At 48.4% G+C, this 19,836-nt stretch carries 16 protein-coding genes; 10 read left to right on the top strand and 6 right to left on the bottom strand.

Annotated elements, in window-relative coordinates:
• Positions 1-291: 291 nt before the first annotated feature.
• Together M2404_RS04730 and M2404_RS04725 are read left to right on the top strand one after the other, a co-directional pair.
• On the top strand, positions 292-1,671 hold the full coding sequence (locus tag M2404_RS04730) for a class II fumarate hydratase (RefSeq protein WP_259238579.1): 1,380 nt from the start codon (positions 292-294) through the stop codon (positions 1,669-1,671).
• Between the two features lie 265 nt (positions 1,672-1,936).
• Positions 1,937-3,913 (top strand): pectate lyase family protein, encoded by a 1,977-nt coding sequence (locus M2404_RS04725; RefSeq protein WP_259238578.1) that lies wholly within the window; start codon positions 1,937-1,939, stop codon positions 3,911-3,913.
• 58 nt (positions 3,914-3,971) lie between these two features.
• Here the strand turns inward: M2404_RS04725 and M2404_RS04720 are convergent, their stop codons facing one another.
• Complete coding sequence (locus M2404_RS04720; RefSeq protein ID WP_259238577.1) at positions 3,972-5,090, bottom strand: hypothetical protein; 1,119 nt, start codon at positions 5,088-5,090, stop codon at positions 3,972-3,974.
• Between the two features lie 425 nt (positions 5,091-5,515).
• Between M2404_RS04720 and M2404_RS04715 the strand changes: the two genes are divergently transcribed.
• The 4 genes from M2404_RS04715 to M2404_RS04700 all read left to right on the top strand — a co-directional run bounded on the left by M2404_RS04715 (position 5,516) and on the right by M2404_RS04700 (position 10,120).
• Complete coding sequence (locus M2404_RS04715) at positions 5,516-6,595, top strand: YjgN family protein (protein ID WP_259238576.1); 1,080 nt, start codon at positions 5,516-5,518, stop codon at positions 6,593-6,595.
• The gene (locus M2404_RS04710) at positions 6,595-7,641 is read left to right on the top strand and encodes a M48 family metallopeptidase (protein WP_259238575.1); all 1,047 of its coding nucleotides are present in this window, start codon (positions 6,595-6,597) and stop codon (positions 7,639-7,641) included. The genes M2404_RS04715 and M2404_RS04710 overlap by 1 nt, the downstream gene beginning before the upstream one ends.
• Positions 7,642-7,715: 74 nt before the next feature.
• A complete protein-coding gene (locus M2404_RS04705) occupies positions 7,716-9,380 on the top strand; it encodes an amidohydrolase (RefSeq protein ID WP_259238574.1) in 1,665 nt (554 codons plus the stop codon).
• On the top strand, positions 9,377-10,120 hold the full coding sequence (locus M2404_RS04700) for a TrmH family RNA methyltransferase (protein ID WP_259238573.1): 744 nt from the start codon (positions 9,377-9,379) through the stop codon (positions 10,118-10,120). Before M2404_RS04705 ends, M2404_RS04700 begins: the two co-directional genes overlap by 4 nt.
• A 123-nt stretch (positions 10,121-10,243) precedes the next feature.
• Here the strand turns inward: M2404_RS04700 and M2404_RS04695 are convergent, their stop codons facing one another.
• From M2404_RS04695 to M2404_RS04675, 5 genes are all read right to left on the bottom strand, one after another.
• On the bottom strand, positions 10,244-10,828 hold the full coding sequence (locus tag M2404_RS04695) for a hypothetical protein (RefSeq protein WP_259238572.1): 585 nt from the start codon (positions 10,826-10,828) through the stop codon (positions 10,244-10,246).
• A gap of 66 nt (positions 10,829-10,894) precedes the next feature.
• Positions 10,895-12,052: a hypothetical protein gene (locus tag M2404_RS04690; protein ID WP_259238570.1), complete on the bottom strand. Its 1,158-nt coding sequence runs from the start codon at positions 12,050-12,052 to the stop codon at positions 10,895-10,897.
• A gap of 178 nt (positions 12,053-12,230) precedes the next feature.
• Positions 12,231-13,010, bottom strand: a complete 780-nt coding sequence (locus tag M2404_RS04685) for an MBL fold metallo-hydrolase (RefSeq protein WP_259238569.1) — start codon at positions 13,008-13,010, stop codon at positions 12,231-12,233.
• Positions 13,011-13,151: 141 nt separating this feature from the next.
• Complete coding sequence (locus M2404_RS04680) at positions 13,152-13,436, bottom strand: helix-turn-helix domain-containing protein (protein ID WP_259238568.1); 285 nt, start codon at positions 13,434-13,436, stop codon at positions 13,152-13,154.
• The gene (locus tag M2404_RS04675) at positions 13,429-13,776 is read right to left on the bottom strand and encodes a type II toxin-antitoxin system RelE/ParE family toxin (RefSeq protein WP_259238567.1); all 348 of its coding nucleotides are present in this window, start codon (positions 13,774-13,776) and stop codon (positions 13,429-13,431) included. Before M2404_RS04675 ends, M2404_RS04680 begins: the two co-directional genes overlap by 8 nt.
• 138 nt (positions 13,777-13,914) lie before the next feature.
• Here M2404_RS04675 and cysM point away from each other — a divergent pair, with 138 nt between their 5' ends.
• From cysM to M2404_RS04655, 4 genes are all read left to right on the top strand, one after another.
• Positions 13,915-14,799: a cysteine synthase CysM gene (gene cysM, locus M2404_RS04670; protein ID WP_259238566.1), complete on the top strand. Its 885-nt coding sequence runs from the start codon at positions 13,915-13,917 to the stop codon at positions 14,797-14,799.
• 131 nt (positions 14,800-14,930) lie between these two features.
• Positions 14,931-16,253 carry a porin gene (locus M2404_RS04665; RefSeq protein ID WP_259238565.1) on the top strand — a complete coding sequence of 441 codons (1,323 nt, stop codon included), beginning with the start codon at positions 14,931-14,933 and terminating at the stop codon, positions 16,251-16,253.
• A gap of 39 nt (positions 16,254-16,292) precedes the next feature.
• Entirely contained in the window at positions 16,293-17,921 is a 1,629-nt protein-coding gene (locus tag M2404_RS04660; RefSeq protein ID WP_259238564.1) for a BCCT family transporter, read from the top strand.
• Positions 17,922-17,957: 36 nt separating this feature from the next.
• Positions 17,958-19,835, top strand: a complete 1,878-nt coding sequence (locus tag M2404_RS04655; protein WP_259238563.1) for a DUF294 nucleotidyltransferase-like domain-containing protein — start codon at positions 17,958-17,960, stop codon at positions 19,833-19,835.
• Position 19,836: the final 1 nt, after the last annotated feature.

Here is a 19,836-nt window from a genome sequence, read left to right as displayed (position 1 = left end):
GTTGTTGATATTTAAGGCAGTTAACTAAGTATAGAAGACAGATTGCCTTTGCAACATGGGCGGGATAAAAAATCAGTTTGTCGGGTATAACGGCAGTATTTATACCGTTATCTACCAGAAAAGTCTATTTAAACCGGCCTGTTTAGCAGTAACCGGCAGTTAGCTTTACCGCACAAAAACTGATATTTATCGCAATATGCAACAGCGGCTATTTGCTTTGCTAACTGGCGCCAACACGGTAAACAGGATACAACTAACCAGGTTAACAGCAGCCAACCCAGAGGAGGCTTTATGACAACCCGCACCGAACGTGACAGCATGGGCGAATTACAGGTACCCGCATCCGCGCTATATCAGGCACAAACCCAGCGCGCCGTGCAAAACTTCAGTTTAAGTGGTTTAACGCTGCCACAGCAGTTTATTCAGGCGCTGTTGCAAATTAAAAAAGCCGCAGCAGCTGCCAACCAACAGCTTGGCTTACTGGATGACAGCATCAGCCAGGCAATTATACAGGCTGCAGATACTCAGCTGGCAGCAACCGATATGCGGCATTACCCGCTGGATGTCTTTCAAACCGGTTCCGGTACCAGCAGTAATATGAATGTAAACGAAGTGCTGGCGACACTGGCCAGCCAAAACCTGAACGCTACTGTAAGCCCGAACGATCACGTTAATCTGGGCCAAAGCAGTAACGACACCATACCCTGCGCTATTCACGTTAGCGCTGCGCTGGCACTCCAACAGCAGTTATTACCGGCCATACAGCTATTACAGCAGCGCCTGGCAGAAAAATCAGCCGAAGTAGGTCACCTGATTAAAACCGGCCGCACCCACCTTATGGATGCCATGCCGGTTAGCTTTGCCCAGGTACTGGGTGGCTGGCTGGCTCAGCTGCAATTTGCTGAACAACAACTGCAGCACCAGTTAAGTCAGTTGCAGGCGCTGGCACAAGGTGGCACAGCAGTAGGTAGCGGTATTAATGCCGATCCACGCTTTGCAGCAGCATTTTGCCGGCAACTTAGTAGCAACACCGGCATGCCCTTTCGCCCTGCGGATAACTTTTTCAGCGCTATTGGCTCACAGGATACTGCCGTGGCAACATCCGGTGCATTAAAAACCCTGGCCGTGTGTCTGATGAAAATATGCAACGACTTGCGCTGGATGAACTCCGGCCCGCTTGCCGGGCTGGCAGAAATAGAATTACCGGCACTACAGCCTGGCTCATCTATTATGCCCGGCAAAGTTAACCCGGTAATACCTGAAGCTGTTGCCATGATAAGCGCCCAGGTAATAGGCAATGACACCACCATCACTGTAGCTGGCCAGTCTGGTAATTTTGAACTGAATGTAATGCTGCCGGTTATTGCCTACAACCTGCTGCAGAGCATTGAGCTGCAAGCCAATGGCTGCAAAGCGCTGGCAGAGCAGGCCATTAAAGGCTTCACCGTGCGTGAAGACAATATCAGTAAAGCGCTGGCACGCAACCCTATTCTGGTTACCGCGCTTAACCCGTTAATTGGCTATGCCAAAGCGGCAGAAATTGCCAAACAGGCCTATAAACAGCAACGGCCGGTACTGGATGTTGCCCTGGAACATACCAGCTATAGCCGTAGCGAACTGGAAAAACTGCTCGACCCGGCACGCCTAATTAGCGGCGGTAATGTCGGCTAATCAGCCATATTTGGTTCAAATACGAACATTTTGCGCTAAAGCCTGGTGATTTTATCGCCACGGCTTGCGCTTTATTGCCCCTTTCGGCCATAACTATGCCCGCAGCAATCTTATTACTACCTTGGCACACCCCAAATTTGCCACCGATAGACAAAAAACAATTAATAGCTGCATATAAAAATAATTATTTAAAATCAACAGGGTGTCTTACATTCTCGGTTAAGTAGTACGACAGTAAAGCGCCTAAAGCAAAGGGTAGCTAACAATGTTTAATAAAACACTTCTTGCCATTCTGGTTGGCAGTAGTTTGTTGCTGGGCTGCAACAGCAGTGACAACGACGACACAACACTAGAACCTGATACCGGTGCTGAAACGCCGGCACCGGATACCGGTGTAGTTAATCTGACAGATCTGGACACGGTATACGGCTATGCCGCAGAAAATGGTGGCACCACCGGCGGCAGCGGCGAAAACAAAGTAGAAGTTACTGTTTGTACCGGCGAAGAAATGATCAGTGCCATTAAAAATAAAGATCCAAACCGCCCGCTTACTATCTGGGTAAACGGCACTATTACGCTGCAAAATACCAACGACAGCCGCATTGACATTAAAGATGTATCGGATATTTCTATTATAGGTCTGGGTACTCAGGGTGAAATGGCCGGTATAGGCTTTAATATTGTACGGGCCGAAAATATTATTATCCGCAACCTGCGCATTCATCATGTGCGCGCCAATATGGGCGCACCGGGCGATGGCATCAGCATGGAAGGCCCGGTACGCAATATCTGGATTGACCATAACGAAATCTACAACAGCCTGACAGTAGACGACCCGGCACTCACTGAAGATCAGGTAAAAGACTACTATGACGGCCTGGTAGATGCCAAAGGCGATGCCCAGTTTATTACCATCTCGTTTAATAAATTTCATAACAGCTGGAAAACCTCGCTGGTAGGCTCATCTGACAGCGACAATTTTGACCGCACGCTAACCTACCACCACAACCATTGGTATAACGTTAATTCGCGCCTGCCACTGTTCCGCTTTGGCAAGGGCCATATCTACAACAACTTTTATGATGGCGCGCTGGAAAGCGGTATTAATTCGCGCATGGGCGCAGTGATCCGTATTGAACACAACCACTTTGCCGATATGAAAAATCCGGTAATGTCGCTGTACAGCCAGGAAATTGGCTACTGGCAACTGATTGACAATATCTTTGAAAATATTACCTGGCAGGAAAGCCCGAACGACGGTGTCATTGCAGGCGAGAATGCAGCATCTACCGGTGAGCTGAACGTACCATACGACTACAGCGGTAACCTGATCCCGGTACACAATGTTAAAGCTACTGTACTGTCTTACGCCGGTGTGGGTGTTATCGACACACCACCAAGCCCCGGTTTGTGTGCCCCACCGCCACCGGCAGAGCCGGTCGATCCGGGGCCGGAGCCAGTACCGATTGACCCGGTAGAACCCCCGCTGAGTGTCGATTGGGGTAGCTATGATGGCAGCCTGCAGCCCTTTGCTGCTAACGCCATTACTTTACCGGATGGCACACAAAGCAGCTTTGAGCCACAGCAAAGTGGTGGCGTAGCCGAGCCAAACCTGTTTACCGCCAACGGTGATGGCACCATAACATTCGACAGCCTGGCCAATGCAGCCGATCGCAGCCGCGCCAAGCTGAGCAATGTAGCCCCGGCAGATGGTGTTTATCCGAAGTTTTTCACCCTGTTAATGGGTATGAAAGGTAATGCCGGTGGTAACCGCATTCTGGAAACCGAAGTTGCCCTGGGCGACACCGCCGCAACCGGCGCCAGCAGCCGGTTAAAAATAGTGTTTCGTAATGACGGCAATAACTCGGGTGTACAACTGGAAAATGCCGATAACGGCTCTTCTGTTACCGCCGGTAAAGGTAACGAGCCCGATCCGCTGGATATGAGCCAGTTCCGGGTTTATCACTTCACCATTGCCTTAACATCGCCTACTACCGGTAATGTTGCCTTGTATGTGGCAGGCAACAACACGCCGCTGGTGCAGCTTGAAGGCGTAACCATGCGCCCTGCCAGCAATAATACCGATAACTACCTGCAACTTGGCGATGCCGGAGGCAGCGGTTATCTTGGTGATATCGACTGGGTACTGTGGAGCGACGCCGGAGCTTATACGCCAGATATGCTAAAAGGCTTGCTGCCTGCCGGCATAGGTGATATCAGCGGTTACGAAGCACAGCCTTAAATGTTTATAAAAACACAGCCTGAAAGTTGCTCAGGCTGTGTTTTTTATTTTGCAGAAACTATTGGCGCGACGCTAAACGCCAACGTAAAGCAACTAAACCGGTACAAAACATAAACAGCATACCTGGCTCAGGAATGCTAGTAGGAGGCTCTCTGTTAATGCTGGCAGTACCAATAAACAATTGTTCATAACCATTGTTTATATTTTTGCCATAACCTGAAAGTGCGCCGCTACAGATCTCATCTGTACGCATACCGAATAAAGGATCACACCCCATTCGAAAATCAATGTGTAAGGTGTAGCTTTGTAACAACTGATCGTCCAGCGCAAAAAGGCTTTCCAGCAACGTGTTTAATTCTGGCGCAATTACCGCATAAGCAGCGGTATCAGCGCCCAGATTATGGTTGACCGGGCCGTCTTCCGCCAGAGGTGAGCTACAGCTTACCGGCGTTGGCATGCCGGGGATCAGGCTGTAATTAATGCAGATTGGCCCGCCAGCTAGTACATAATCTGTAGCCGAGTTATTGCCAACCACAGGCCCGCTGCCAACTGAGCTATAGTCAGCAACGTTACCCAGAAAAGTGCCTCCACCACCTTCAGAAACCAGACTATAAGCACCAGCATTATTGGTAAAATCAAAAATACCAACCCGGTTACCACTGTTGTCAGTAACTTCCATCTGAGCCCATACCGCCAGGCTTTGCAGATTGGCACCGTTCAGATTGTTATTGTTAAAAAAGAATGCCATAGCATCGCCAGCCAGATAGTTCTTCAGTGCCAGCAAAGAGCTATCCCAGGTATTGGCTTTATCACCAACAAACGCTGTTACCTGATTAGGATCGGCCGTAGTGCCTGTGCTGAAAAAGTTAGAACCGTTGACACCTTTAGGTGTACTGTAGGCATTGTCCATACCGGAAAAATTAGTATTTACCGGGTTACCGCTGGCACCTGTAGCAACGACAACCAGATCCTGGATCTGTCCGGGGCCGGATTGGATGTAAAACGGGCAGCTGTTGTTAAAATTGGCACAACCTGTCTGCAATGCCGCTATCGGCATAGAATACGAGTTAAAATCACCATAGGTCACATAACCTATACCGGTTAAATCAATCATCGCAGCAGACACAGGCAAATTTCCTGTTAACAATAACAGGGATAACATCGTCTTGCGTTTCATAACTAATATCCTTATACGTTGTCTTACTACACCTATCGCAGTTCTATTGCTTAACTTCTGCATCAGCAATGCAGGTCAATAATAAAATTGCATAAACCACGCCAGAATATTTACTCTTTCTAAAGTAGTAAGTTATGAAAAACACTTTTCCCAGCACAGGGAACAATGTAAACAAACCGGACAATCTCATTTAAGAACAGCTAGTTAAAACACTCATCCAACCAAACAGAAAAGGTTAACCATATATAAGAAAACAATAATGCATTAAATTAAATATGTAACATAAAAAAACAATAAGTGATTTAGCATGCCGGGAAATCAGCTGTACTTTTTGACTATTCTGCTAAATATTTATTGTCAAAAGTAGGCCAGCTTCCAGTATAATTGCTACTTTTTAACACCCAAATAACAAAGGAAGCAGTTTTATGGAAAACACCTTAGATACCTCCGTGCCTCAACCTGCTCAGGCCCGCATCAGCAAGGTTGCATTTAGCGGTCAGGCCAGTGAGTTTTTTGGTATCTGGATTGTCAATCTGCTACTGAGCATTGTTACCTTAGGTATATACAGTGCCTGGGCTAAAGTACGCACCAACCAGTATTTTTATGGCCACACCCGCATTGAAAACCAGCCATTCCGTTATCTGGCTACACCGGTACAAATTCTAAAAGGCCGCATTATCGCGGTTATTATCTTTGCACTGTTTTTCATTGCATCATCTTTATCGCCGCTGCTGGCAGTTGTGCTGGCGCTTTTATTTCTGCCAGCTTCACCCTGGTTAATTGTACAAAGCCTTAAATTTAATATGCGTATGACCAGTTACCGTAACGTGCGGTTTGCCTTTCACGGTGATTATGCCGGCGCATTTAAATACTTTGTATTGTTGCCGGTGCTGGCTCTGTTCACTTTCTACCTGGCCATGCCTTGGGTATTGAAAAAAATTGACCGTTATATGTGCAGTAATACCAGCTTTGGTGGCCAGAAAATGCAAATAAATACCGACACCAGCTCATACTATATCGCTGTTTTAGTCGCTATGGCTGCCGTTATGGGCGTTATTACGGTGATGATAATTATCGGTGCAGTATTAGTTGGCGTTATGGCCGCTACCGGCGCCGCAAACGTTGGCGTTGCTACAGTGCTTATTACCGCAGCAGTATTTGTTATGTATTTTTTTGCTTTTGCTTTAAGCGCCGCGATTTACCACAGCATGATCCGCAACCATATCTTCGAGCGCACCGAACTGCCCGGCATTGCTAAATTTAAATCTGAAATGCAGGTAATGCCCTATTTATGGTTAACAGTAACAAACCTGCTGGCAATTATTTTCAGCCTGGGCCTGGCGTATCCGTGGGCAAAAATCCGTAAAGCCGCTTATCTGGCTTCCGTAACGACAATAGCAGTATATCCGCAGGCCGACTCGCTGGTTGATCAGGTACAGCAAAGCAGCAGTGCATTTGGTGAAGAAGCCGCAGGCTTGTTTGACATAGATGTGTCGTTAGCCTGATGTCAGCCTCACCTGCCGTTAATGGCCAGTTTCAGCATGCCGGCAGCAGCACCTTATACCGTGCTGTTGCCACTTTCGCAGATAACGGCCAGCTTATTATTCGCAATAGTGACAATGATACCGCACTTACCGAAGCCACACCGGCCGACTACCGTTTTGGCAGTGTAATACCGGGGCTGGCTGTTGAGCTACAACTGCGTGATGGCGCCATCTTTGTACCAGACAATCCGCGTTTTCGCTGGCCACAGTTATCCGGCACGGCGAAAACAGCTGCCAGGCTGGAAAGCCACAAGCTGTCTATTCTGGCGGCAGTTGTTCTGTCGCCCTTGTTACTGTGGTGGATTATCGTTGATTTAATGCCCATGCTGGCAAGTGCTGCGGTGCCGCTGGTGCCCGACAGCGTTAAACAGCAAATGGGGCAGCAAACATTTTATACCTTGCAACAAACTGCGCTGCAGCCAACAGAGCTAACTCCGGCACAACAAGCTGCGGTGCAGTATCACTGGCAAATGGCACTGCAAAAGCTACCGCTGGAATATAACAGCTACAAATTGCATTTATATAAATCGGACTTTTTTGGCGCTAATGCCTTTGCCCTGCCAGACGGCACCGTAGTTATAACAGATGAACTGGTAACCTTATTAAAAGACAAACCCGACGCCATTCTGGCCGTGCTGTTACACGAAATAGGCCATGTTGAAGGCCAGCACAGTGTGCGGTTAATTGCCCAGTCGCTGGGGGCTGCACTGGTATTCGGTATTTTATTTGGCGACCCTGAAGGCATTGCCGACTTATTACTTGGCTCGGGCTCTGTCATGTTGCAAAGTGCTTTTTCACGCGATATGGAACGTGAAGCTGATAAGTTCGCTGTTGAGCAATTAAAAGCGCTGGGTAAATCGCCCTCAGCTTTCGCCGATGCGATGTCGGCATTACTGAGCGAGCGCAGTACTGACGATCAAGGTAGCAGCACATTATTAAAATACCTCAGCACCCACCCCGACACGCGCGAGCGTATTGAACAAGCCCGGCAACACGACCCCCCCTGAATACCAGCGCCAGATTCCGCTGGCGCTGTTTTATTGCTATAGTTGCCAGCAAAACCAAACAGGGACAATACCTTATGTTTCGCTTTGCCAGTTTAGCCTGCGCTTTATTTGCTACCGGCCTTTTTACCAGCAACCTCAGCGCCGCACCGGTGGTACTGTCAGATATTAAAGGTTATGGCTTTGACCAGCAACGCCAGTTGCAGCAATTCAGTGTGCTGGTGTTTGACGATGCCAGCGGCAAAGTGCTGGCACGTGGTGACAGCGCTATAGCAGCCCAATATCCTCAGGCCCAAAAGCTGCCAGGCAACGGTAAAACGGTATTACCGGGTTTAATTGACGGCCACGGCCACGTATTGGGCTTAGGGCAATATTTAGCTGTGGCAGAACTGCGTGGCAGCGAAACAGAACAAGACGCCGTCACGCGGGTGGCACAATTTGCTGCCGCTAATCAGGACGCGCCCTGGATTATCGGCCGTGGCTGGAACCAGGTATTGTGGCCCACTAAGCAGTTTCCTACCACCGCATTACTGGATGAAGCTGTTAATAATAAACCGGTGTATTTAACCCGGGTTGACGCCCACGCCGGTTGGGCCAACAGCAAAGCGCTGGCGCTGGCAGGTATTACTAAAGACACCATAGACCCACCCGGCGGCGAGATTATCCGCGACAGTAAAGGCAACCCCACCGGCGTATTAATAGATAACGCCATGGCGCTGGTAGAACAACATATACCCGAACCCGATGAAAACGACACCCTGCGGGCGTTAAACGTAGCATTTTCTCATTTGCTAGCGTTGGGCATAACCAGTGTACACGACGCCGGTGTTGATACCGGCACCGTTAAGCTGTACCAAAAACTGGCGGCAGAGCAAAAATTGCCGCTGCGTATCTACCCGATGCTTTCGGCGCGTGATCCACAGCTACCGCAGTGGCTGCAAGCCGGTATTATTGATGATAAAACCGACTTTCTGGATATCCGCTCGGTTAAAATTTATGGCGATGGCGCCCTGGGCAGCCGGGGGGCCGCACTTATCGAGCCCTACAGTGATCAGCCATCGCAAAAAGGCTTATTGGTTACCCAGCCGGACCAGTTAACGCAAATTATGCAAATGACAATAGATGCTGGTTTTCAAACCAACGTGCACGCAATAGGCGATTTAGCTAACCGCCTGGTGCTGGACCGCTTCGAGCAATTAGTGCCGGAGGATAAACGCCAGGCAAGCCGCCACCGGGTTGAGCATGCGCAAATTGTGTCGCCAAAAGATATTCCGCGCTTTGCCAAACTGCATGTGTTACCGGCAATGCAAGCGGTGCATGCCACCTCAGATAAAAATATGGCCGGTGATCGCTTAGGCGTAGCACGCCTGCGCGGTGCCTATGCCTGGCGTAATTTTATCGACCAGGGCAGTATTATTGTTGGCGGCTCAGATTTTCCGGTCGAACTGGCCGAACCATTTCATGGTATTCATGCCTCGGTTACCCGGCAAAGCCAGGACAACCAACCGGTGGGCGGCTGGTTGCCAGAGCAAAAACTCAGCTTAACTGAAGCCTTGCGCTCTTTTACTGTTGACGCCGCCTACGGCGCCTTCCAGGAAAACAGTATGGGCACCCTGGCGCCCGGCAGCTGGGCCGACTTTATTCTGGTAGATCGCGATATCTATAATATCCCGGCCGAGCAGTTATGGCGGGTACAGGTAGAGCAAACCTTCGTTAATGGTAAGCAGGTATTCGCTAAATGATCAGCCAGAAATGGAGCAAGTTAATCCGCTCCTTGCAGCAGAAGAAATACCGTAAAGCCGAGCAGCTGTTTTTTGTTGAAGGCGAAAAAGCCGTGCTGGAATTACTGGCCTCTACTTGGCAGGTAGAGGCTGTTTTTGCTACCGAACACTTTTTACAGCGCTACCCAAAGCAAGTAACCGCCGCCGCACTAGTGCAGCAATGCAGCGCCGATGAACTGGTAAAAGCTGGCACCTTTAGCAGCAACGATGCCGCTTTGGCGGTGGTAAAAATGCCCGCGCACAGCGATTTTGTGCCGCATAGCCAAGGCTTTGTGCTGGTATTGGATCAGGTAAACGACCCTGGTAACCTCGGCACCATTATCCGCATTGCCGACTGGTACGGTATAAAACATATTGTTTGCTCGCCAGACACCGCCGATTGCTACAACCCCAAGGTAATTGCCGCCGCCAAAGGCTCGTTTTTGCGCGTGCAACTGCATTATCAAAACCTGCAACCGCTGCTGGCACAAGCCACGCTGCCGGTGTATGGCGCGTATTTGGGTGGCGAGTCGGTACACAGCTTAAAAATTAGCCAACCCGGTGGATTTATCGTGCTGGGTAATGAAGCTAATGGCATCAGCGCAGAGTTAGAGGGGGTGATCAGCCGCAAAATCACCATTCCGGCTTTTGGTGAGGCAGAGTCGCTTAATGTGGGTATAGCGGCAGCGGTAATTTGCGATAATTTGCTGCGGCTTAGTTAGTAGCTTTAGCAGCGTAAACACTAGCAGTAATTGCGGCTAACGCTCCGCAAAGGGGCCGACAAATAACCGAAGCTTTTACCGGTTTCAGCGACCAAGGGGAGCGACTGTTGCGGTTTGTTAGCTTCACTGGCCAAAATTGACCAACCCTAGCATCTTGAATAGACCAAAGATAAAGGTGGCTCCCGCAACAGACAGAACCACCACAGCGAGTATTGGATGATTTAAAAATCTATTTCTGAGCTGATCGGTCAAATTGCTACCAAATGATTTATTATAAGCAACCACCGCATTATGTAATTCAATAGACAGTTCTTTTTGCGCAAGTGGAAAAGAGTCATTTAAGTTTACAAAAGGCGAAGTCATTGATGAAGTTTGCAGCCTAGACTCAATATTTTTAAACGCTGATAAAAACAGATTCTCTAAAGCAGATTTTCTATTAACAAGCTCTTCTTGGGCTACATCTTTGAACTTCGACGTAGAGGTGACTCGCTGGCTGTTTCCAACAAAATCGATGATTGTGGCAGAAATAAGCTTTCTTTCCGCCTCAAACTCATTAACCATGACTTTGTGCGCACGTTGAATCGTCATACTTGAGTGCAATACCCCTCTAGCATTCATTTCATTCTTGACCCGAAGAAACTCCTCACCAAGAATTCTATTCCTCTCTTCCCACCGCAGAGCAAACAGTTCCCGCAGATCCTGATCCATTGGTAGTCCTTAGCTTCAAACACCGGCGGAGCGTAGCGAGGTACGCGTGTTTTGACTTGTTATGCTTCACTTACACTTCACTCGAAAATCAGCAATATTATCTGAAAATAACGAACCCAATCTTCCATTTGCCGGGTTATATCCAAGCTCACTATTTGTCATGATGTGTTGCACTTGCTCTTTTAAGTCTTTGGTTAAATGGGCAAGTATGAACTCTATAAAGCTGGTAACAACCGCATGATCTTCGAAAATAGTATCGTATTTTACGGAGATCAGAGAAATACCCATTGCGCTTTGCCACATATCTTCATATCCAGTAAACACAGGCACTTTCCCTTTGAAATATACTTCCCCGATTTTTAGCTTATTCACTTCTACATTGCCATGAAGTAAGTCATTTCGCTCATTCATCAATGTGTGGAATTTCTTGCATATACCATCAGAGTAATCGACAGGACGTATGAAACCTATACAATTTAGATGAAGTGATTGAACTCGAATGTCTATCGGCTGGCGTATGGTGTTTTGAAAGAACCTTTCGTTTTGTTTTATTTCAGGTTTGGCAAGCACAAAAATAAGCAAATTAACAAATGACTCCGCAAGCACAGGGAGCATCGCTCGAAGTCCAAATGTCATCCCAATCGCGTTGTCGTATTTGTCTCGGATATGTTTCCAATTTTCCTTCAGATTTGGAAGATTTTCTTCGCTAAATTTAACTAGCTCCCGATCTGCATCCACTTTAATATCTAGCGCGTTTAAGGATTTAATATTTTTTGTAACGACAGAGTTGATGCGGTGGTATGGATTTAAAAATCTTGTCCATTTTTCAAGCTCTGTTCGTACCGAGCTCATGGATTTTCCATGGTTTGCGAAATCTGACTTTATTTGTTTGATAAAGTCTTCGAGTGTTAAACCTTTATCGTCGTGTTCGCCAATAAGGTGCACTTCAGTTCGAAAGTTATGCCCTTGGACAGAGACTATTCCGAAATCGCCTGCTAAAGACCACTCCCAATGGATAAGATTATCTGAAGAGTCATTTCTAAGAAAATTTTGAAGCCCATTTGGAGTTCCGTATTTAGCATGTAAATAGCAGTACAGATCTATTGGCTTAATCTCATTCGTAAACTCCCAAATTGTCACCTTCTTCGGAAGCTTATCTCCAGTAATGATTTTTGCTAGGCATGTTGGGTGAACAGCCTCTAACTCAAGAAAATAGTTATCCATTACTCACAGTCCCGATAGAGCATAACAATATTATTAAAAGGCAAAATCCCTGCTTCAATCGCAGGAGCCTCTCTTCTATCTTGTTTTCACATCTCGCTAAACTAGCCAACATTTGTTGCTAAATCAACCACATCTTTGCTATCAGCTCTCAGGCAGCCTGCTGCTGCCTATGATTTGGTTACACACCCTTTTTGATAACTGTCAGCGTTCTTTCGATAAAACGCTCAACGGCAGGTTGCGGAATAAAATCAGTTTTATGTTCCGGGTTAAAAGTGCGCAGGATGTGCTGTATTTCAGCGTTGTCTTTAATTTCACTGACTGTCAGGCCTTGTTCACGCAACACTTTTACTTGTGCAACCCACTGCAGGGTGTTTTGCCGGAACAACTTGAGCTGCTGCTTGTCACTTGGTTCACCATGGCCCGGTACGATAAGACTGTTTTCATCACCCAAATTTAAGATCGCATCAACAGCAGCGACAAAACCGGCTACCCCTCCGGCATAAAAGGTCGGGTGCCAATTGGTAGTATAAATATCGCCAACAAAAAGGGTATTACTTGGCTTATGCACGAAGATGGTATCGTTGGCAGTGTGTGATTTCACCGTCACGGTGTCAAAATCTGCGAAAGCAGCCGCAGACTGTATAAACTCACTACCAGCGGCAATAAAATAGGCATTGCCACCGCTATGGTCACTATGATCATGCGTGTTCAGAATATAAGTTACTTGCTTACCAAAGATACTTTTTACCAGTGCACTTAACGCTTCCAGCTGGTTTTCGCCCGGCATCGGGTCAATAAGCACGACTCCTTTTGCCGTGTTAAAGACACCAATATTGGTGGAATACGCTGGTGTTAATATATAGGCATCCGCTGAGCGTTTAGTTACGCTAATGTCTGCCGTATCGGCAAAGCCGGACAAAGGATAGGTTAATGCTATAAAAATTAAGATGAATTTCATTAAGAACCCTTTAATTGTTGAGTCTGCGACAACTCAGTTTGCATCGGCAGTGTAGTTATTTCTATTAATGTACTGCTCGGGCTTAATGTCTTTTCTAAGCGGTAACTGTCATAACTTTTTCAGCTGTTGAGTGCGGGCTTTTTAAGCCAGCGCTCTGAGCACTGCTTGGGGTTCTTTAGCGACAACATGCAACAATGCTAAAGCAGGCCCATGTGGCGTGCGGTCGCCACGCTCCCAATGCCGCAAGGTAGACACGCTAATACAAAACTTAGCGGCAAACTCCAACTGAGTCATGCCCAGTTTATGCCTAATTCCCGCTACATCTACCTCTGCCGGGCGATGCGTTTTTGCTGCAACAGGTTGTCCTCTATTTAGCTCTATGGCTTCTTGCAACCCCTGCGCAATACTGTCAAATGCCTTAGCCATAATGTTTCTCCAATGCTGTATCAACAAGAATACTAACTAACTTCGACAACGCGTTTCTGTCTGATTTAGACAAATTCGCCCGTTCGTTTTTGCCAAACAGCGTGAGTAAATACAGTGGTATTCGCTCATCGTGATAATAATAAATAACCCTTACACCACCACTTTTTCCTTTGCTGCCACGACTCCAACGTAATTTACGAATGCCACCGGTACCTTCCATCAGATCTCCCGCTTTTGGGTGTTCTGCAAGGTAATCAATAACGGCTTTACGCTCTTGCTCAGTGAGTAAGGCATCTGCGCGTTTGATGTATTCCGGCAATTCGGTGATCGTCGTCAGCATGGTAGCAATATAATCCAATGGATTACTTTAAGCAAATATGGATTCACAGATTAGTTCCGCTGCGCTTAAGCATTAACAGCTAAGCGGCTTTGCGCTACACTGGCGGCAGTTTTAGCTTATTAATTTGTGGTGCCGGTTATGCCTTTTCCTACTATTGAACACTCTGTTGGTAACACCCGGCTGGTAAAGCTGCAGCGTATGGCGGCACATACCAACAGCACGGTATTGCTTAAGCTGGAAGGTGATAACCCGGCCGGTTCGGTAAAAGACCGCCCGGCGCTTAATATGATAGTGCAGGCCGAACTGCGCGGCGCAATTAAACCAGGCGATCGTATTATTGAAGCTACAAGCGGCAACACCGGTATTGCGTTGGCAATGGCAGCAGCCATTAAAGGCTACGCCATGACGCTGATTATGCCCGATAACGCCACTGCCGAGCGTAAAAGCGGTATGCGTGCTTATGGCGCCGAGTTGATACTGGTAACCAAAGAACAAGGCATGGAAGGCGCCCGTGATTTAGCCCTGCAAATGCAGGCCGAAGGTAAAGGCATAGTGCTGGACCAGTTTAATAACCCGGATAACCCGGCAGCACATTACGCCAGCACCGGGCCGGAAATATGGCAGCAAAGCCAGCAGCAGGTTACGCATTTTGTTAGCAGCATGGGCACTACCGGCACCATTATGGGGGTGTCACGCTATTTAAAAGAACAAAACCCGGCGATACAAATTATTGGCCTGCAACCGGCTGAAGGAGCCAGCATTCCCGGCATCCGCCGCTGGCCCGAGGCTTATTTACCAGGCTTTTTTGATAAAAGCCGGGTTGATCAGGTTATAGATATCGGCCAGCAGGACGCATTAACTGCTATGCGCCGCTTAGCCCGTGAAGAAGGTATCTTTGCCGGTGTCAGTTCAGGCGGTGCGGTACATGCTGCAATTAAACTGGCCGAGCAACTCGACAATGCAGTAATCGTAGCCATTATTTGCGATCGTGGTGATCGTTACTTGTCCTCTGATATCTTTTAAAGCCTGCCGGTTTATCCCGGCCAGCGCCTTTTTTGCCAGAATAGTTGGCCGCGTAATTTGGTCTTAGCAAAAAATTACGCTATCCTTTAAAGCCCTCCTGCTTTAATTCTGATAAAAAATAAGGATTTACTATGTTTTCACTTCGCAGTATCAGTCTGATAGCTGCTGTTGGGCTATTTCATTTTTCAGCCCATGCCAATGACACAAATGACATTAAACAACAACTCGCCACGCTAAAAGCACAAATTGCAGCACTGGAACAGCGCCTGGCAGATCAGGAAGCCGCAACCGAAAAAACCGCAGTAGCTCAGGCAGCTTTGCAGGAAAAAACTGCAGCGGCCAGCACTGACACCGGCGAAGCGGCAGAGCACAACACCGACGGCATAAGCCTGGGTGGTGCTATCCGTACCAACTACAGCCACACCTCGTACAGCGACGGTAATAAAAACCGTGGTGGCGACTTTGCCTTTGACATCTTCCGGCTGAATTTAAACGGCAGCATCGGTGATGTGCTGTTAAACGCCGAGATCCGCTTTTTTGATTATATGACCGCCGTGAAATACGCCTATGTCGGTTATCAGCTAACGGAAGACTGGCAGGTACAGGCCGGTATTACCCAGGTGCCTTTTGGTAACTGGCCGTATAACTCGCATAACTATTTTTTTAGCACTAACTATTACCTGGGCCTGGAAGATGACCATGATCTGGGCATTATGTTTAAACGTCAGTTGGCGGATAACTGGCAGTTGGATCTGGGCTTTTTTAAAAATGACGAACTGGGCGGCGTAGATGGTTTTGTCAGCAGCCGGGCCGATCGTTACTCGTACGATATTGTTGGCTACCGTCAGGGCGAAGATGGTATTTATGACGACCCGGCGCAACCACTGGGCGAGTACAACACTTTCGCTGGTCGGTTTGCCTATCAGCTAGAACACAGCAGCGATTTTACTACTGAACTGGGTGTTTCGGCCCTGGCCGGTGGCCTGCACAATGGCACCGCGCGTGCGGGTAGCTACAATGCCTGGGCATTGCATTTAAACAGCCATTATCAGCGCTGGAACCTGCAATTGCAGCATGGCGAATACCGTTACAACCTTAATGATATAGACGGTAATGCAATTGATCAGATGGCCGTAGGTGCCTATGCATTTTACGACAGCATTGCTGCCAAAGCGAAAACCAGCACTGTTAACCTGGCTTACAGCCTGCCTGTTGAGTGGGGCCCGGTAACCGGCCTGCAGTTTTATAACAACTACGGCCTGATATACGACAAATCTGATAACAGCCGCGACACCATGATGAATGTCACCGGCTTTTCTGTCGCCGCTGGCGGCCTGTTTACTTATTTTGATTTAGTGCATGCCAGAAATCAGCCGTTTGTTGGTGGCAGTATTGCCGGTGACAGCGATGAAACCGAGCGGCGCTTTAATATTAATATCGGCTACTACTTTTAAAAAATGCTTCGGCTTTGATAACAGTACAAGGATAACACCATGACAGATAACAAAGATCCGATGATACCGGACGGCAAGGTTAACCCAATCGATACCGACTACCAGATAGGCCAGGACAATATACTGGTAAAGGTTGGCCCCTTTGGCCTGGATATTCATAACAGAGTTTTTTTAGTATCGGCTCTGGCAGTCATACTGTTTGTTGTGCTGACGATCAGCTTTAAACAACAGGCAGAGCCGGTTTTCAGCAGCATTCGCGGTTGGCTTACCGCAAACCTGGACTGGTTTTTTATCTCAGCAGCCAATATTTTTGTGTTGTTGTGTTTAGCCCTTATTGTATCGCCGCTTGGCAAAGTACGCCTGGGGGGCACCGAAGCCACACCAGACTTTGGCTACGCTGGTTGGTTTTCCATGTTGTTTGCCGCCGGTATGGGTATTGGCCTGATGTTTTACGGCGTGTCTGAACCCTTATCGCATTTTAGTAGCGCTTATGCCGGGGTAAATATTGAAGATGGCGTACGTGTTGACTGGGCACCACTGGGTGGCGCAGCGGGTGACGCTTTAGCGGCAGAGCGATTGGGTATGGCTGCCACTATCTACCACTGGGCGCTGCACCCCTGGGCCATTTATGCCATTTTGGCACTGGGTTTGGCGCTGTTTTCGTTTAACAAGGGCCTGCCGCTTACCATCCGCTCGGTATTTTATCCATTGCTGGGCGAGCGTATTTGGGGTTGGCCTGGCCATATTATTGATATTCTTGCCGTTTTAGCCACCTTGTTTGGTTTGGCAACGTCTTTAGGCTTAGGTGCTTCCCAGGCCGCAGCAGGCTTACATTACCTGTTTGACTGGCCACAAAACAATACTATGCAAATATTACTGGTAGTAGGTATTACACTGATTGCGCTGGTATCTGTCGTTGCCGGGCTGGAAGCCGGAGTAAAGCGGCTATCTGAAGTAAATATGATACTGGCAGCAATGTTACTGCTGTTTGTCATTATTGCCGGCCCAACGCTGGCAATTGCCACCGGTTTTGTTGCTAACCTCGGTGCCTATCTGCAACATTTACCGGCGCTGGCAAATCCGCTTGGCAGAGAAGATATTAACTTCTCTCAGGGCTGGACAGCATTTTACTGGGCCTGGTGGATCAGCTGGTCGCCTTTTGTCGGCATGTTTATCGCAAGGGTATCGCGCGGCCGTACCGTGCGCGAATTTTTAATTTCGGTGCTGTTAATCCCCTCGCTGGCTTGTGTATTATGGATGACCGTTTTTGGTGGTACTGCCATCAGCCAGGTGGTGGTGCAAGGTTATGAAGCCGCAGCAAATGCAGAGCTACCCTTACAGTTATTTGCTATGCTCGATGCCCTGCCGCTGGCGCAAATCAGCTCCTTTATCGGCATTATTCTGGTGGTAGTGTTTTTTGTTACGTCATCAGATTCCGGCTCGCTGGTTATTGACACTATTGCCGCAGGCGGCAAAGTAAATGCCCCTACGCCGCAACGCGTATTCTGGTGCACCTTTGAAGGCCTGGTAGCCATTGCACTTATTTTAGGTGGCGGTTTGGTAGCGCTGCAGGCCATGGCGGTATCTACCGGGTTTCCGTTTACCCTGGTGCTGCTGGCCGCCTGCGTGGCAGTGGTAAAAGGCCTGATGTCTGAGCCCAGAGCATGAGGCGGTGAAAAATAAGCCCGGCGGAAAACACACACCATGGAAATAGAACAAATTGAAATACTGGAATTTCTGAAACGGCATTCGCCGTTTCAGGAATTGCCCGAACCGCAGTTATTGCAGCTGGCACAAAGTATTGATGTTGGCTATTTCCAGGCTGGCAGCGAAATACTGCGCTTTAACGAGCCCCTGCAGGCATTGCATTTAATCCGCAGTGGCGCAGTGGAAACCTTCCGCCGTAACGGCGACTTATATAACCGCTTAAGTGAAGGCGGTATTTTTGGCGAACAAGGCCTGCTGCGCGGCGGCAAGGTGCGTTTTCCGGCTTCCGCACTGGAAGATACGTTAATTTACTTTATTCCCGACAAGGTATTTCAGCAGCTGTTTGACAGCAATGAGTTTTTTGCCGATTACGTTGAAGTAGGCGATACCGAGCGACGCCAATCAGGCAAAGCCGCCCGGCAGGCGAAAGCCGATTTGCTCAGTGTAAAAATAAGTACTCTGCTACAGCGCGAGCCGGTATGTCTGGACAGCAGCGCCAGTGTCTGGCAAGCGGCTAAAATCATGACAGAGCAAAGCGTATCCAGCCTGTTGATACTGCACGAGAATACTCCGGATACACCAGGTGCGGCACGGCCCGGTACTCTGGCCGGTATTATTACCGACCGTGATATCCGCTCCCGTCTGGTGGCACCGGGCTTAAAATCCGAGATCAGTGTCAGCCAGATAATGTCAACAAAACTGGTTACGGTTGAACATCAGCAATATGTGTTTGAAGCCATGATGCTGATGCTGCGGCATAATTTGCACCACCTGCCGGTGTTAAAACAAGCCAAACCGGTTGGCGTGCTGGCGTTGTCAGATATTATCCGCTACGAGTCGCAAAACAGCCTGTTTGTGGTCAGCAGAATTTTCCGTCAGCAGTCGGTAGAAGAGCTCAGCGCCCTTGGCAAAGATGTTAAAGCCTGCTTTGTGCGCATGGTAAATGAAGATGCTAACTCGCAAATGATTGGCAGTGCTATGGCAGCTATTGGCCGCAGTTTTAAGCAACGCCTGCTGGAGCTGGCCGAGCAACAACTGGGCCCGCCGCCGGTGCCGTACTGTTTTTTAGCTTTGGGTTCTATGGCCCGCGACGAGCAGCTTATCGTCACCGATCAGGACAACGCCCTAATTCTGGATAACAGCTTTATCGCAGAACAACACGACGCCTACTTTCAGCAACTGGCCAGCTTTGTTTGCGACGGCCTGGCTGCCTGTGGCTACAGCTATTGCAGCGGCAATATTATGGCAACCAACCCTCAATGGCGTCAGCCGCTTAATGTTTGGCAGCAATACTTTACTGACTGGATAGAGCACCCCAGCGCCGAACGCTTACTGCACAGCAATATCTTTTTTGATTTAGACGCAGTGTGGGGCCAAACCCAGTGGGCCGAGCAGCTAAACCAGTTAATACTGGCCAAAGCCGCTGCCCGGCCGCATTTTTTAGCCTGCATGGTACGCAATGCGTTACAGCGCACACCGCCGCTGGGCTTTTTTAAAGACTTTGTGATGGAAAACGACGGCCGGCAAAACAACAGCCTGAATATCAAACGCCGCGGCACCGCACCGATGGTAGATTTAATCCGTGTACATGCGCTGGCACTTGGCTGTGGCGCCACTAATTCGTTCGAGCGGCTGCGTAATATTATTGCTGCCAATGTCTTGCCAAAAGGCCGCGGCGAAGATTTACGTGACGCCTATGAAGTCATCGCCATGGCACGTATCCGCCAACAAGCACTGGCTTTACAGGCAGATGAAACACCCGACAATAATGTTATGCCCGAGCGGTTATCTGAATTTGAGCGCAAGCATTTGAAAGAAGCCTTTTCAGTGCTGAGTAATGCGCAGAAATTCCTTAAATTTCATTTTAAGGCATAGC

The sequence above is a fragment of the Rheinheimera pacifica genome, assembly GCF_024809855.1.
Lineage (GTDB): Bacteria > Pseudomonadota > Gammaproteobacteria > Enterobacterales > Alteromonadaceae > Alishewanella > Alishewanella pacifica_A.
Note: the sequence above shows the minus strand (reverse complement) of the source record. Positions and strands in the feature narration are given on the sequence as shown.

Coding starts and splice junctions, on each gene's coding strand:
- M2404_RS04730 (WP_259238579.1), top strand. CDS start 292: ATGACAACCCGCACCGAACGTGACAGCATGGGCGAATTACAGGTACCC.
- M2404_RS04725 (WP_259238578.1), top strand. CDS start 1,937: ATGTTTAATAAAACACTTCTTGCCATTCTGGTTGGCAGTAGTTTGTTG.
- M2404_RS04720 (WP_259238577.1), bottom strand. CDS start 5,090: ATGAAACGCAAGACGATGTTATCCCTGTTATTGTTAACAGGAAATTTG.
- M2404_RS04715 (WP_259238576.1), top strand. CDS start 5,516: ATGGAAAACACCTTAGATACCTCCGTGCCTCAACCTGCTCAGGCCCGC.
- M2404_RS04710 (WP_259238575.1), top strand. CDS start 6,595: ATGTCAGCCTCACCTGCCGTTAATGGCCAGTTTCAGCATGCCGGCAGC.
- M2404_RS04705 (WP_259238574.1), top strand. CDS start 7,716: ATGTTTCGCTTTGCCAGTTTAGCCTGCGCTTTATTTGCTACCGGCCTT.
- M2404_RS04700 (WP_259238573.1), top strand. CDS start 9,377: ATGATCAGCCAGAAATGGAGCAAGTTAATCCGCTCCTTGCAGCAGAAG.
- M2404_RS04695 (WP_259238572.1), bottom strand. CDS start 10,828: ATGGATCAGGATCTGCGGGAACTGTTTGCTCTGCGGTGGGAAGAGAGG.
- M2404_RS04690 (WP_259238570.1), bottom strand. CDS start 12,052: ATGGATAACTATTTTCTTGAGTTAGAGGCTGTTCACCCAACATGCCTA.
- M2404_RS04685 (WP_259238569.1), bottom strand. CDS start 13,010: ATGAAATTCATCTTAATTTTTATAGCATTAACCTATCCTTTGTCCGGC.
- M2404_RS04680 (WP_259238568.1), bottom strand. CDS start 13,436: ATGGCTAAGGCATTTGACAGTATTGCGCAGGGGTTGCAAGAAGCCATA.
- M2404_RS04675 (WP_259238567.1), bottom strand. CDS start 13,776: ATGCTGACGACGATCACCGAATTGCCGGAATACATCAAACGCGCAGAT.
- cysM (WP_259238566.1), top strand. CDS start 13,915: ATGCCTTTTCCTACTATTGAACACTCTGTTGGTAACACCCGGCTGGTA.
- M2404_RS04665 (WP_259238565.1), top strand. CDS start 14,931: ATGTTTTCACTTCGCAGTATCAGTCTGATAGCTGCTGTTGGGCTATTT.
- M2404_RS04660 (WP_259238564.1), top strand. CDS start 16,293: ATGACAGATAACAAAGATCCGATGATACCGGACGGCAAGGTTAACCCA.
- M2404_RS04655 (WP_259238563.1), top strand. CDS start 17,958: ATGGAAATAGAACAAATTGAAATACTGGAATTTCTGAAACGGCATTCG.